Annotated in this window: 11 protein-coding genes and 1 pseudogene; 8 read left to right on the top strand and 4 right to left on the bottom strand. The window is 39.0% G+C overall.

What is annotated here, in order from left to right:
• Nucleotides 1–17 precede the first annotated feature (17 nt).
• Nucleotides 18–1,544 (top strand): amidophosphoribosyltransferase, encoded by a 1,527-nt coding sequence (purF, locus tag ACFI4Z_RS07720; protein WP_462670077.1) that lies wholly within the window; start codon nucleotides 18–20, stop codon nucleotides 1,542–1,544.
• A gap of 137 nt (nucleotides 1,545–1,681) precedes the next feature.
• Here the strand turns inward: purF and ACFI4Z_RS07715 are convergent, their stop codons facing one another.
• On the bottom strand, nucleotides 1,682–2,281 hold the full coding sequence (locus tag ACFI4Z_RS07715) for a Yip1 family protein (protein ID WP_394193065.1): 600 nt from the start codon (nucleotides 2,279–2,281) through the stop codon (nucleotides 1,682–1,684).
• 204 nt (nucleotides 2,282–2,485) lie between these two features.
• On the opposite strand from ACFI4Z_RS07715, the gene miaE reads away from it, so the two are divergent.
• The 3 genes from miaE (at nucleotide 2,486) to ACFI4Z_RS07700 (ending at nucleotide 7,796) form a co-directional block, all read left to right on the top strand.
• Nucleotides 2,486–3,244 carry a tRNA isopentenyl-2-thiomethyl-A-37 hydroxylase MiaE gene (miaE, locus tag ACFI4Z_RS07710; RefSeq protein ID WP_462670076.1) on the top strand — a complete coding sequence of 253 codons (759 nt, stop codon included), beginning with the start codon at nucleotides 2,486–2,488 and terminating at the stop codon, nucleotides 3,242–3,244.
• Nucleotides 3,245–3,661: 417 nt separating this feature from the next.
• Nucleotides 3,662–5,884, top strand: coding sequence for an EAL domain-containing protein (locus ACFI4Z_RS07705; RefSeq protein ID WP_462670075.1), 2,223 nt, complete (start codon nucleotides 3,662–3,664; stop codon nucleotides 5,882–5,884).
• Nucleotides 5,877–7,796, top strand: a complete 1,920-nt coding sequence (locus ACFI4Z_RS07700; protein WP_462670074.1) for a sensor histidine kinase — start codon at nucleotides 5,877–5,879, stop codon at nucleotides 7,794–7,796. Before ACFI4Z_RS07705 ends, ACFI4Z_RS07700 begins: the two co-directional genes overlap by 8 nt.
• Nucleotides 7,797–7,814: 18 nt before the next feature.
• Here the strand turns inward: ACFI4Z_RS07700 and ACFI4Z_RS07695 are convergent, their stop codons facing one another.
• Nucleotides 7,815–8,546, bottom strand: coding sequence for a UDP-2,3-diacylglucosamine diphosphatase (locus tag ACFI4Z_RS07695; RefSeq protein WP_462670073.1), 732 nt, complete (start codon nucleotides 8,544–8,546; stop codon nucleotides 7,815–7,817).
• A 123-nt stretch (nucleotides 8,547–8,669) separates the two neighbouring features.
• The gene (gene ppiB, locus ACFI4Z_RS07690) at nucleotides 8,670–9,161 is read right to left on the bottom strand and encodes a peptidylprolyl isomerase B (protein ID WP_099296124.1); all 492 of its coding nucleotides are present in this window, start codon (nucleotides 9,159–9,161) and stop codon (nucleotides 8,670–8,672) included.
• Nucleotides 9,162–9,311: 150 nt separating this feature from the next.
• Between ppiB and cysS the strand changes: the two genes are divergently transcribed.
• Both cysS and ACFI4Z_RS07680 read left to right on the top strand, forming a co-directional pair.
• Nucleotides 9,312–10,691 (top strand): cysteine--tRNA ligase, encoded by a 1,380-nt coding sequence (gene cysS / locus ACFI4Z_RS07685; protein WP_462670072.1) that lies wholly within the window; start codon nucleotides 9,312–9,314, stop codon nucleotides 10,689–10,691.
• Nucleotides 10,692–11,051: 360 nt separating this feature from the next.
• Nucleotides 11,052–11,141 (top strand): annotated as a pseudogene (locus ACFI4Z_RS07680) (transposase); the annotation flags it as partial.
• Nucleotides 11,142–11,219: 78 nt separating this feature from the next.
• Here ACFI4Z_RS07680 and ACFI4Z_RS07675 read toward each other — a convergent pair.
• Entirely contained in the window at nucleotides 11,220–11,981 is a 762-nt protein-coding gene (locus ACFI4Z_RS07675; RefSeq protein WP_135473059.1) for an outer membrane protein assembly factor BamD, read from the bottom strand.
• A 142-nt stretch (nucleotides 11,982–12,123) separates the two neighbouring features.
• Here ACFI4Z_RS07675 and rluD point away from each other — a divergent pair, with 142 nt between their 5' ends.
• Both rluD and pgeF read left to right on the top strand, forming a co-directional pair.
• Nucleotides 12,124–13,101, top strand: a complete 978-nt coding sequence (rluD, locus tag ACFI4Z_RS07670; protein ID WP_462670071.1) for a 23S rRNA pseudouridine(1911/1915/1917) synthase RluD — start codon at nucleotides 12,124–12,126, stop codon at nucleotides 13,099–13,101.
• Between the two features lie 2 nt (nucleotides 13,102–13,103).
• The gene (gene pgeF / locus ACFI4Z_RS07665) at nucleotides 13,104–13,835 is read left to right on the top strand and encodes a peptidoglycan editing factor PgeF (protein WP_462670232.1); all 732 of its coding nucleotides are present in this window, start codon (nucleotides 13,104–13,106) and stop codon (nucleotides 13,833–13,835) included.
• The last annotated feature ends 51 nt before the right edge of the window (nucleotides 13,836–13,886 follow it).

The following is a 13,886-nucleotide window of genomic DNA, read 5'->3' as shown; positions in this document are numbered from 1 at the left end:
CACCGAGGAAAAATTGCATGTGCGGTATCGTTGGAATAGTCGGAACATCTCCTGTAAATCAGGCGATATATGATGGCTTAACTGTTTTGCAACACCGTGGTCAAGATGCTGCAGGCATCATTACCATAGAAAACAACACGTTTAGTTTACGTAAAGCAAATGGCTTAGTGAAAGATGTTTTTCACACTCGTCATATGAAACGCTTACAAGGGACTATTGGTATCGGCCATGTACGCTACCCAACAGCTGGTTCATCTAGCTCGTCAGAAGCACAACCTTTTTACGTTAACTCGCCGTTTGGTATTGCTTTAGCTCATAATGGTAACTTAACCAATGCAGAGCAGCTTAAAGAGCAATTATTTTCTGAAGCACGCCGTCACGTTAACACGACATCGGATTCTGAAATTTTACTTAACATCATGGCTCATGAATTAAGCAAAGCTGACAAGCTAAAGCTTGATCCTGAAGATGTGTTCACTGCTGTAACTGAGGTTATTAGCAAAGTACAGGGTGGCTATGCAGCCATCGCAATGGTAATTGGCCATGGTGTGCTTGCGTTTCGTGACCCAAATGGCATTCGTCCACTAGTATTTGGTAAGCGAGAAACAGCAACCGGTACAGAGTACATGTTCGCTTCAGAAAGTGTAGCACTAAAAACTGATGGTTTTGAGTTTGTACGTGATGTAGCACCAGGTGAAGCAATTTACGTAACCGAGGCAGGTGAGTTTTATTCTCAAGCTTGTGCTGAAAAAGCCTCTTATTCACCATGTATCTTTGAGTTTGTTTACTTTGCTCGCCCTGATTCAAACATTGACCGTATGTCAGTTTATGCAACGCGCGTAAACATGGGTACCAAGTTAGGCGAAAAAATAGCACGTGACTGGGCTGACAAAGACATTGATGTGGTTATTCCTATCCCTGAAACATCGTGCGATGTAGCGCTAGAGATTGCTCGTGTGCTTGAATTACCTTACCGTCAAGGTTTTGTTAAAAACCGTTATATTGGCCGTACTTTCATTATGCCAGGCCAAGAAATGCGTAAAAAGTCAGTGCGCCAAAAGCTTAATGCTATTGATCGTGAGTTTAAAGGTAAGAATGTTTTACTCGTTGATGACTCAATTGTGCGTGGTACTACTTCAGCTCAAATCGTTGAAATGGCTCGTGAGTCAGGTGCTAAGAATGTTTATTTTGCATCAGCGGCACCTGAAATTCGCTTTCCTAATGTATATGGTATTGATATGCCATCGGCGGCTGAGCTAATTGCTCACGGTCGTGAAGTAGAAGACATTAACGCTAGCATTGGCTCTGATGGTTTAATCTTCCAATCACTTGATGACTTAATTGCGGCAGTTCGCCAAGAGAATCCAGAAATTAGTCGGTTTGAGACTTCTGTATTTGATGGCCAATACATTACTGGTGGTATCGATCAAGATTACCTTAATCGTATTGATAGATTGCGTAATGACTCTGCTAAATCAACACGAGAAAGTGCAATGTCTTCAGGGTTAGAATTACATAACCAAGAAGAAAACGGTTCAGATTAACTGAATTTGAATGCAAAAAAAAAGGAGCTAATTTAGCTCCTTTTTTGCATAGGAAAGGAAAAATAACGAAACACATTTAATAACTTATATACGCCTGTTTTCTACTTCATAAGATTCTTAGTGATTGCATGGGTTAACTATGTAAATGTAGGATCAATAATACCATTCGTCCATAACATGGCCGTGACTGCTAAAATAATTACCAATAGTATTAAGCCGCATGTAACAACTGAACTTGCGTAAATGAACCCTCGTTCTTCTGGTATGTGCATTAAAATTGGTACGCCTGTGTACAGCAAATAGACCGAATACGCTAATGCGACCATACCTGCGCACACAACGAACCACAACTCGGGTATAAATGCCGCTAGTGCAGACATAAATACAGGTGTAGATGTGTAGGCTGCAAGCTCTAGTGTTTGCGTAAACGTAGGTTTAGCGCCAAATGTAACGGCCATCCAGTGAGACAAATAGGCAAGTGCAAAAACACCTACAATTAATGCCGCATACATGGCAATTGCAATTAATACAGCACTGTCATGTGTTAAAAACACAGGGTTTCCAGCGCCAATGCTCCAACCTAAATACACTGAGGAGTAGTAGCCCATTGCAGATGGGAATAAAGCAATAAGCAGGATATGAGAAAGGCTATAGCTTAGGCTTTCATGGCGGTTATCTATGGTTTGCCACTCTTCAAGTGGATGAGCATATATGCCCCATAAATGGTTTAAAATCATTGTGTGCCCCTTAAGAAGGATAAATGTACTGTTTTATTTTTATACAGCTTGTATTAAGTTATGGTTCAGTAATTGGTCCTTGTCAAGAAAGTGCTATTTGCTAAGGTGAATTAGACATTAGTAGGGGGTTAGCTGATTTATTTTAGTGGATGTTCCGTGGTAATATACGGTCTCTATTATTCTATTTTATGAGCAATTCCAACTGTGCCACATAGCGAACTTTTGCAACCCATCAACGACTTTTTAAACTGTGAAACGCCAAATGGTTGGATCGATAAAGCAACTAAAAAAGAAAACCTACCTGTAATTCTAATCGATCACTTAATTTGTGAGTTAAAAGCCGCGCAAAGCGCAATGTTTTTAATAAGAAAATACGCAGTAGACAAGGAAAGTGGTGATGCATTATTGGCGTGGCTTAAACCGTTTGAAACGCTTATTTACAAGCGTGAGGGAAATTGGCGTGATTTAGCATCCAAAAATAAACTAACTAAATCGATCATTCCTAAATCTAACTCACCTTATGGGCAAGACTTAATTGATAAAATGGTGATGCTGATAAAAGAAGAATTACATCATTTTTATCAAGTGCTTGAAATTATGGATGAGTATGGTGTTGAGTATCAAAGTATTACGCCGTGTCGTTATGCAAAAGGTATGTTGCGTCACGTCAAAACATTTGAGCCAGACGCATTAGTGGATAAACTGATTGTAGGTGCATATATTGAGGCCCGCTCATGCGAACGGTTCGCAAAACTTGCACCGCATGTTGATAAGCGTCTTGGTGACTTTTATATTTCATTGCTCCGCTCTGAAGCACGTCATTACCAAGATTATTTAACACTCGCACAAGAGATAGCGGATTTTGATATTGTGCAACGGGTTGAATTTTTTGGTAATCTGGAGGCCGACCTCATTTCAACGCCGGATGAAGATTTTAAGTTTCATAGTGGGTTACCCACCTAAAAATACATAAACCATCACGCATTTAATTAATAAGACATGAGCTGTTTTCTAATGCACTTAGTATCTTCTTGCTTTGTGTATTAGGGTACTTACGTTTTTAGTTTTATAAATATTTCTTCTTCCTTTGAATCTATGATTATTTAATACATTTTTTTGATTTTTCTTGAATTTTTTAGTTTTTCTTAGGTTCGTTGTTTCAGCGCCATATATAGGGGCGCTTTGGCGTTAACGAATACTATATAACTTACCAAAATAAAACATATTTATTGCCTATGTCCCTTTTATTTCTAAAACAAATTGGACTCTTTTTCATCTCTCTTCTAGTGTTAATTTAGAGTGTTCTCTGAACGGGTATTTAATTCAATTGTTGAGATTTATTTATAAGGTTTATGCCTTTGTTTAACTTTGGTGAAATGTATGAGTGATAAAAATGGACTATTTGTATTTACTGAAGAAGAAGACGCAGTAGGTAAAAACTTAAAGGTATGGAAAATTTTAAGCGTTGAAGATGACTTAGATTATCAGAATGCATTAATAAACAGCTTAAAAGTTCTCAATGTCAAAGATGGTTATAAATTTGAGCTGCTCAGAGCAAACTCTGTATCAGAGGCTGCACTTGCGTTAAGTATGCATCCTGATATTGCTTTGATTTTTATTGATGTAGTGATGGAAGATGATGATTCTGGTTTACGCTTAGTCAATACAATAAGAGAAGTTATTGGTAATGCAGAAATGAGAATTGTCCTGTTGACTGGACAACCTGGCTTTGCGCCTGAGGCTGAAGTAATGAAAATGCTCGACATCGACGAGTATTGGAATAAATCAGACATTACTGCTGAAAAATTACAATCAATCGTAAATAGTAATATTCGGACTTGGGAGTATATCTCTCAAATAAAATCAGCCAAACAAGGCTTGCAGTTAGTATTAGATGCCTCTCGTAGTATTAATAGCAAGCATGACATGGCTTCATTTTCATATGCTGTGCTTGAAGAAATTAGTAATATTTTAAATATTACACAAGGAGGCGGCATTTTTTGTTCTAGCAATTCTTCTATTGATTGCAAAGCAACAATCCTTTCCACTCAAGGTTGCTTCAAAGGTGCTAAAGGGGCGTTACGAGAAAATACTTTATCTGAAGAGATTTACCAAGATTTTCGATCCGCGATTGAGTGTCGCCAACATATTTTTGCTAAGCATCACAGTGTGTTTTTCTTTGGCGCCCCAGCAAAAGGGGAGGTTGATTACATCACAATTGTAAAATCAGATAACCCCATCAATGAACAGCATGAGTATTTACTAAAGGTGTTTAGTGAAAACGTTAATACTGGCTTTTCAAACATTTCATTGTTGAACCGTTTAACTGAGCTGGCTTATACCGATGTCACACTGAATCTTAAAAATCGAAATTGGTTAATGCGAGAAATAAAAAACATGAACTCGCGTGAGCGCTTGAAAACCCGATTATTACTTTTTGATATTTATCAGTTTGATGAAAAATCATTCACGTTTGGCCATGAGTTTTGTAATAAACTTATTAAGTTAGTGCACGATAGTATCATATCAGTTTTCGCGCAAGAGATGCCTCGTATTGCGCTTATTAGTAATAGGGCATTTGGTTTGTTAGTCAGTGATGATTTTGATATAGACCAAGGAGTCAAGCTGTTTCAGAGCAAACAGCAATATGTAATTGAAAACGTAAAGCAATTTATCGATGTCAGTACTTTGGAGCTTGATCTAGGTTCAGTGATAGAATTATCACCAGATAAAATTATCAATTTGGCTGAGTCGAGTTTAAGTACAAAGTCAAATCAAGTTCACTACATCAAACACACAAAAGAAAAAACACAAGAAATCGCGAGGCGCTATCAGTTAATGGCGCAACTAAGAACAGCGATTGGTACTCAAAGTTTAGAAGTGGCATTGCAACCAAAAATGAGCTTATCATCGTTAACGCCGGTTGGTTTTGAAGCTTTAGCAAGATGGCGATTAGCTGACGGCTCGTTTGTGCGCCCTGATGAGTTTATAGAGCTTGCCGAGACCGCTGGTTTGATTAATGAGCTCGACAATGTAGTTTTTGAAAAAGTATTGGAAAGTATCAAAGTGTTAAATAGCCACGGCTTTAACTTACCTGTTGCATTTAACGCCTCTTCATACGATTTAGTTAACCCAGGGTACTTTGATCAGGTAAAGTCAAAAATCGAGGAGCATGGAATTTCTCCTTCACAACTTGAAATCGAGGTAACAGAGACACAAGCGATAAGTAACTATGGTGTGATAAAAGAAGCATTAGAGCGATTTAAGACCCTAGGCTTGAAAGTTAGTATTGATGATTTTGGTACTGGGTACTCATCGTTGGCACACATAAACGAAATACCCTCTACATCAATAAAGATTGATCAGTACTTTGTTACTAACCTCGAGTCTAACGAAAATAACCAGTATATGATTAAAATGATCCTTTCTTTAGCGGAGCAATATAATTTTCTTGTCATTGCGGAGGGAGTTGAAAATGAGTTTGAGGCTAGCTGGTTACTCGAACAAGGATGCCAAACAGCGCAAGGTTATTATTTTTCAAAACCCCAATTTATGGATGACTTGCTCATTTGGTTAAACCATTATAACGACAAAAATGAATAACACCGACCCTATTCCTACAGTTTCAAATAAAGGTTTAATATTAAAGTCTTTGTTTAGCGTATTTATCAACCTATTAATTATGTGGTTGATTTACGAACAGCTTTATCAAAGTGAAATAAATGAAATTAATGCTGTACAAGATGAAAAGCTCACATTGATTAGTAATAGTCTGACGAGGGAAATAAGCAGTATTGAAAAATTGACAAAAATACTCGGGCAGGGCTCAGTTTTAAAAAAAAATGGATCCGATTCGTTATCAACAATTTATGAGAAAAGGCCTAGCATAAATGAATATTTTTTAAATTTTGCGGCAGCAACAAATAATATTTCTCAAGTAAGATGGATTGACTCACAAGGCCAAGAGCGCTTTAGGGTTGACATAGGTCAGAATAAAAACAAAATTGTTAAACAACGCTTCTTACAAAATAAAAAACATAGGTATTATTTTACCCAGGGCATGCAAGTCGAAGCACCAAATACATTCACCTCACAGATTGATCTAAATATTGAACGTGGGAAAATAGTTAAGCCACATGAGCCTACAATTCGCGTAACGTATAAAACAAACCGGGACGAGTACCTCATTGATGGTCTGATAGTCGTGAATTTTAACCTTGATTATTTGTTTAGAGAAATACAAACGTATAATCAAAAAATAGCTCAAGTAAGTATTTTAAATCAAGATGGTTTTTGGCTTTTAAATAAAGATCCTGCGTTAGAATGGGGGTTCATGTATAACAAACCCAGCAATAACTTAGCCGTACAATCTCCTGTGCTATGGAGTACTCTGACACAGAGTCAAACAAACATAAATACCACCTTAATTGATAATATGCTGTTTACATACCGGCGTTTTTCTATGCTTTCAATACATGAAAGTAAAAATAATATCAGTAATGCGAATAAAGAAATAACCATTCTATTAAACAGTCCAAATGGTTTGATTAATGATGAGAAACGCTTTGCCGCACAATTAACGGTTACACTTGGTATATTGTTAAGCTTGATTAGTTTTGGTTTGATTTATCGTGATCATAAATACCAAAATAAATTATTAAATCTTTCGCATAAACTCTCTGTTGACAAAGTTGAACTCGCAATTGTGAACCGTCAATTAGATACGACACTTAAACAGCAGTTAGCATTACAAGCAGGTTTAATTGAAGCGAGAAAACTTTCATCGCTAGGCCTGCTTGTTGCAGGTGTTGCACATGAAATGAATACGCCTATTGGTGGTGCATTAATCTCAGTATCTAATGCAGATATGGCATTAAAAAAGTTAAGCAAAGCAGTGGAAGAAGGGTTAACCAAGTCGATGCTAGACGAAACAATGTATAGTATTAATGAGAATTTAGTTCTCGCGAAAACAAATTTAGATAAAACGGCAGTTTTAGTTAAAAGCTTTAAAAAAATGGCTATTGATCGCCACACTGATGAGCTTGAGTTGTGTGATATAGAAAAACTAATAAAAGAATTACTCCTTTCATTAAATTCACGGTTAAAAAATTCGCCTATTAAAATTAGCACCCAATTTTTAACACACAGGCATATAGCCAGCCGGCCGGGTATTATTTCTCAAGTTATTGAAAATTTAGTTATGAATGCGATGAATCATGCATTCGACGAATTTCAAACGGGCTTAATTAACATTAAAGTTGAGCAATATAAAGGCGAAGCTATAAGACTTACAGTCTCTGATAACGGGTGTGGCATAAATGATGACGTAAAAAGTAATATCTTTGAGCCTTTTTATACAACAACTCGCGGAAAAGGGAATACAGGTTTAGGTTTGTATATGGTACACCAATGGGTTACTGAGGTATTGTACGGTGAAATAACATTAGATTCGGACCCCCAGACTGAGGACTTCTATAAAACCCAATTCATTGTAATCATACCCGATTTAGAGTGAAGAGATGTTACTGCCTTTTTAAAAGGGAGTCGAAATTAATTTTTGAGATTTAGGCGTCACAATTAAGTATGACCCTTGCGTGTACCAATCGCCGAGTACTGTGCGAGTCAGGACCTCACCTTGTGCTTTATAATGATGTACATCGGGGCGGTGAGTATGCCCGTGGATCATATTATTCACCTGGTGTTTTGCAAAAACATTTAGTACGGCGTCTTCGGTTACATCGAGGATGTCTAATGATTTTCCGGCTTGGTTTTGCTTTGATTTTTCGCGTGCTTTTTTTGCCACACTTCGGCGATACCACAACGGGAGTGCCAGCATTAAACGTGGCCACCACCAGCCTCGACCTTTTTTACGAAATTTTTGGTAGTCAATATCTTGAGTACACATTTCATCGCCATGCAGTATGACAGTAGGTGTGCCATATAAATCAATCACCGTTTGCTCATCGAGTATAGTCATACCGGCTTTTTTGGCGTAGCCATCACGCATGATAAAGTCACGGTTACCGTGGATAAAAAATACCGGCGTGCCGTTTTCGCTAACTTGCTTGAGCCTTGCAGCTACCTCAGTTGATAATGGAGTGACATAATCATCGCCTACCCACACTTCAAAAAAATCACCCAAAATATACAAAGCATCGACATCTTTACTAACAATGTGGCTATCTAAAAACTGGTAAAAAGCAGCGGTAATATCTGGGCGGCTTTCAGATAAGTGTAGGTCGGCTATAAAGTAAGTTTGGCGCATTTTGACTCGAGTGCTGGATCTTAATAAATAAAAAGCGGATGATTTCACCCGCTTTTATAATATACCCAAACCACCTCAAGATGCGAGATATGCATTTTTAAGTAGTTTGGGTGTAAGCCTAACTTAGTCTACAGTTACGCTTTTGATGATAACATCATCAAGTGGTACATCTTGGTGGAAACCAGAGCTGCCAGTTGCAACAGACTTGATTTTCTCAACTACATCCATGCCTTCAACAACTTCAGCAAACACGCAGTAACCCCAACCTTGTGACGTTTCGCTGCTAAAGTTTAAGAAGTCATTGTCGTTCACGTTAATGAAAAACTGAGCTGTCGCTGAGTGTGGATCAGGCGTACGTGCCATTGCTAATGTACCTTTTTTATTTGAAAGGCCATTGTTTGCTTCGTTTTGAATAGGATCATGTACTTCTTTTTGCGTCATACCTGGCTCAAAACCGCCACCTTGAACCATAAAGCCATCAATTACACGGTGAAAGATTGTACCGTCGTAAAAGCCTGCATTTGCATACTGTAAAAAGTTTTTAACAGTGTTAGGTGCATCTTCTTTATGCATGTTTATGGTGATATCACCAAAGTTTGTATGTAGAACAACCATGAGGTTTCCTATTAGCTGATTTATTTAACGCTATTTTATCTTAGTTAGCTGAGATTAACAAAGTGCTTATTGATTTGATAAAGCGCTAGAGCAGGGGCTTTGCAAGTGTTAACATAACCAATCAAGTAAACAGTCAAGGACTTAAAATAAATGGTAAATATCTACAACACACTCACGCGTCAAAAAGAGCAGTTTAAACCTATGGTCGATGGGAAAATCGATATGTATGTGTGTGGTATCACCATTTATGATTACTGTCACATTGGTCATGCACGTACATTTGTTGGTTTTGACGTTATCGTGCGCTATCTTCGCCACCTTGATTATGATTTAAAATATGTGCGTAATATTACCGATGTGGATGATAAAATTATTAAACGTGCGAATGAAAACGGTGAAGCTATTAATGACTTAACCACTCGTATGACCGTTGCCATGCATGAAGACTTTGATAGTTTAAATATGTTGCGCCCTGATATCGAACCAACGGTAACAGGCCACATGGACGAAATCATCGAAATGGTTGAACGTTTAATTGCAAAAGGCCATGCTTATGTTGCTGCGGATGGCGATGTATTGTTTGATGTTTCCACGTTTGAGCAATACGGTGCGCTCTCACAACAAGATTTAACTATGCTACAGGCAGGTTCACGCGTTGAAGTTGCACAAGATAAAGATGATCCACTTGATTTTGTATTGTGGAAAAAAGCCAAAGCAGGTGAGCCTTCGTGGTCGTCACCTTGGGGCGAGGGTCGCCCTGGTTGGCATATTGAATGTTCAGCAATGAGCTCTAAGCATTTAGGCGAGCATTTTGATATTCACGGTGGCGGTTCAGACTTGCAGTTTCCGCATCATGAAAACGAAATCGCGCAATCGTGCTGTGCAAACAATGGTAAATACGTAAATACGTGGATCCATACTGGTATGGTGCAGGTAAACAAAGAAAAGATGTCCAAATCATTAGATAACTTTTTTACCGTACGCGATGTACTTAAAGAGTATGATGCTGAATCGGTACGTTACTTTTTGATCTCAGGTCATTATCGTAGCCAACTAAATTACTCGCAAGAGAATTTAGATCAGGCACGCTCTTCGCTTGAACGTATTTATACAGCACTTCGTGGTGTTGAGCCTATCGCGTGTGAGCTTGAAAATAACGAGTATGTCGCTAAGTTTAGAAAAGCAATGAACGATGACTTTAACACGCCTGAAGCTTTACCAGTGTTATTTGAATTGGCTAAAGAGCTTAACCGGGTTAAAGACTCAGATGCAACACAAGCAGGTAAGCATGCTTATGTTTTACGTTGTCTTGGAGAAGTGCTTGGTGTTGCACAGCAAGCCCCAGAAGCGTTTTTACAAGGCGGCCAAGCTGATGAAGAAGTTGCCCAAATCGAAGCGTTAATTGTTAAACGTAACGATGCCCGTGCGAATAAAGATTGGGCTGCTGCGGATGAAGCTCGCGATGCACTCAATGCACTCGGTGTTGTGCTTGAAGACTCTGCTGGTAAAACTACGTGGCGTAAAGCGTAGGTAAATAACCAAACCACCTCAAAGTTTGAGTGTCGTTAGAATTAGAAGCGATTTAGGCAAGGCATTGATTTGTAAGTAACAGTGGTTCTATTGTTAAAATCAATAACGTAGTATAAATCGCTTTTTAACCAACACCTTGGGCGTTCACAGAGACTTACTCTCATCGTTGTTCCTTCTTAAAAGGGACTGCCATTGTTGTAAAGTAAGACCTTGATATTGAGCCCAGTGAAACACTTAATTCTGCATCTTAAGTCGGCTTAGGTATTTTGGTCAAAAGTTTAAAAAGGTTGCCACATTGGCAGCCTTTTTTTGTTTTCAGCCCCTAAAGCATCTACTTTAGTTCAATAGGCTTTGTCTATCATGTGGGGTAGTCACTTTTGGCAGTGAGGGTATTTTGTTGATACGTCAGGCATAAACGAAGAAGTAATACGAAGGTATGTGAGGCATTAGTAGAAAGAGAAAACCAAGAACAAGCTTAACATTAGATTACACAACGCCCCCTTTTAGAAGCGTTGTGTAAGACGAGTATTACTTCTTCTGGTTTAATTCACGCGTTAGTTTAGCGTGCTTACTAAGCTCTGGTAAGCCAAGTTTTTCATAGCTTTTTTCCATCATCTCGAGTGCTTGATTCAAATAACTGCTTTGAGAATAATGTTCAACAACGTATTTACCTCTATTTGCAGCAGCCAGGTAGGCTTCACGCTCATAGTAATAGTCAGCCACTTTTAGTTCATAACGGGCCATTTTATTTAATAACCAAACTAAACGTCTTTTTGCTTCAGGCGCGTAGCTGCTGTCAGGAAAGCGATTTACTAATGTTGATAAATCAGTAAATGCTACTCGTGTACGCTTGGCATCGCGGTCAGCTCTGTCAACACCAAAATATTCTTGGAATGCATTTTCGTCCGCTTTGATATTCACCAGACCCCGCATGTAGTACATGTAATCCAAGTCTTTATGGTTTGGGTTTAATCGAATAAAACGATCAATTGTTGCAAGTGCTTGCTCAGTGTTACCTGCTTGATAATGAGCAAACACTAAATCCATTTGCACTTGCTTTGACATAGGGCCAAATGGGTAGCGAGAATCAATGGCGCTTAGTAACTCAATTGCTCGTGCATATAAACCAGAATCCAGCGTTTGTTTAGCATCTTCATAAAGCGCTTGTGCAGACTTATTAGGAACGCGTTGTATATCTTCTTGATCTGGAGCTGATGAACATGCCCCTAAACCAAGTAATGAAATTGTAAAAACGATGGCGAATGCACGTTTACCTATTCTATTTATCATTTTATTTGTTACCTTCGATGTCTTCGGCTAGGCCAAGTGGGTAAAACCGAGTAAACTATACTTATTATATAAATGCTTTTACTAAAAGCGATTCTAACCCAGTCGAGCACAGCTTGCACTGGTAAATTGGGTAAAGTTACTAATGTCAGAACAAATTTCACTTCAAGCCGAGGTGCCAACTGAGTTAGGCGGTAAACGTCTAGACCAAATATTGGCGCAATTGTTCCCTGATTATTCACGTTCACGTATAAAAACGTGGATTTTGGATGATAAAATCACCGTAGATGGTGAAATATTCAACACACCAAGAGAGAAACTGCTTGGTGGCGAAACAGTAAACGTTGAAACCAGCATTGAAGCGCCAAGAGAATATGAAGCGCAAGATATAAAATTAAACATTGTTTATGAAGATGATGATATTTTGGTTATCAACAAACCAATGGGCTTAGTCGTACACCCTGGGGCAGGTAATCCAGATGGCACGGTGTTAAATGCGCTATTGCATCATTTTCCAGAAATCATCAATGTTCCACGTGCAGGTATTGTGCATCGTCTAGATAAAGACACGACAGGCTTGATGGTGGTGGCTAAAACAATTCCAGCTCAAACACACTTAGTGACGGCATTGCAAAAGCGTGAAAACTTTACACGTGAATATGAAGCAATCTGTAATGGGACAATGACCGCTGGTGGTATGGTTGAAAAGCCAATTGGTCGTCACCCAACTCAACGCACGCACATGGCCGTTCATGAGCAAGGCAAGCCTGCTATCACGCATTACCGCGTAGCTGAAAAATTCCGTGCGCATACCCGTTTACGTCTACGCTTAGAAACAGGGCGTACACACCAAATTCGTGTACATATGGCGTTTATTAATCATCCACTTATTGGTGATCGCTCATATGGCGGACGTCCTCGCCCACCTAAGGGAGCAACACCTGAGTTATTTGAAATGCTCAGAGCATTTAACCGCCAAGCGCTACACGCTGTAAAACTTAGTATTGCGCACCCAATTACGGGTGAAATGATGACGTGGCAAGCGCCAATCCCTGATGACATGGTTGCTATGACGCATGCTTTGCGTGAAGACACAAAAGCTAATCCTAATATTGATATTTAGTGATGCATTTGACACCTACATGGCATGCGCCAAATAACATTGGTGCAATGAGCACCACTCGAGAGGGTGGTTTTTCTGATGCCCCTTTTGCAAGTTTAAACTTGGGGCTTCATGTAGGTGACAATCAGCAACATGTACAACAAAATCGACAAATACTTACCACAGATTACTTACCGGCAAGCCCTATATGGTTAAATCAAGTACATAGCAGTGATGTGGTCATTGTAGATGAGCACTTTGATTATAAATCCATTTTAACGGGGGACGCGCTTTTTACGCGCGAACAGAATCAACCTCTTGCTATCATGACAGCTGATTGCTTACCTATTTTACTTAGTACCCAATGTGGCAGCGAAATTGCTGCAATACATGGAGGGTGGCGAGGACTTAATGCGGGTATTATTGCGAACACGGTGTCTAATTTTTCATTCCCTGCCTCAGATATTATTGCGTGGCTAGGGCCTGCAATAGGCGCACAGCAGTTTGAAGTGGGCGCTGAAGTGAAAGCTAGCTTTATTGAGCAATCAGTTGAGTATGAACAGGCTTTTAAATTATTAAAAGCAAACAAATACCTTCTCGATATATATGCCATAGCACGACTTCAACTAAGACAAGTTGGAGTTAAAACTATTAGTGGGGGTGAGCACTGTACAGTGAGTCAGCCTGAAATGTTTTTTTCATACCGACGAGACGGTAAAACAGGCCGAATGGCATCTTTGATCTGGCGCAAGTAATTGTGTTCTACGCGGATTATATTTCTTCTCACACCTTGAACAAATCATCAA

The organism is Pseudoalteromonas sp. RWi3 (assembly GCF_054960735.1).
The sequence above is the reverse complement of the archived record's forward strand: the minus strand, read 5'-3'. Positions and strand labels throughout refer to the sequence as shown.

Coding starts and splice junctions, on each gene's coding strand:
- purF (WP_462670077.1), top strand. CDS start 18: ATGTGCGGTATCGTTGGAATAGTCGGAACATCTCCTGTAAATCAGGCG.
- ACFI4Z_RS07715 (WP_394193065.1), bottom strand. CDS start 2,281: ATGATTTTAAACCATTTATGGGGCATATATGCTCATCCACTTGAAGAG.
- ACFI4Z_RS07705 (WP_462670075.1), top strand. CDS start 3,662: ATGAGTGATAAAAATGGACTATTTGTATTTACTGAAGAAGAAGACGCA.
- ACFI4Z_RS07700 (WP_462670074.1), top strand. CDS start 5,877: ATGAATAACACCGACCCTATTCCTACAGTTTCAAATAAAGGTTTAATA.
- ACFI4Z_RS07695 (WP_462670073.1), bottom strand. CDS start 8,546: ATGCGCCAAACTTACTTTATAGCCGACCTACACTTATCTGAAAGCCGC.
- ppiB (WP_099296124.1), bottom strand. CDS start 9,161: ATGGTTGTTCTACATACAAACTTTGGTGATATCACCATAAACATGCAT.
- cysS (WP_462670072.1), top strand. CDS start 9,312: ATGGTAAATATCTACAACACACTCACGCGTCAAAAAGAGCAGTTTAAA.
- ACFI4Z_RS07675 (WP_135473059.1), bottom strand. CDS start 11,981: ATGATAAATAGAATAGGTAAACGTGCATTCGCCATCGTTTTTACAATT.
- rluD (WP_462670071.1), top strand. CDS start 12,124: ATGTCAGAACAAATTTCACTTCAAGCCGAGGTGCCAACTGAGTTAGGC.
- pgeF (WP_462670232.1), top strand. CDS start 13,104: ATGCATTTGACACCTACATGGCATGCGCCAAATAACATTGGTGCAATG.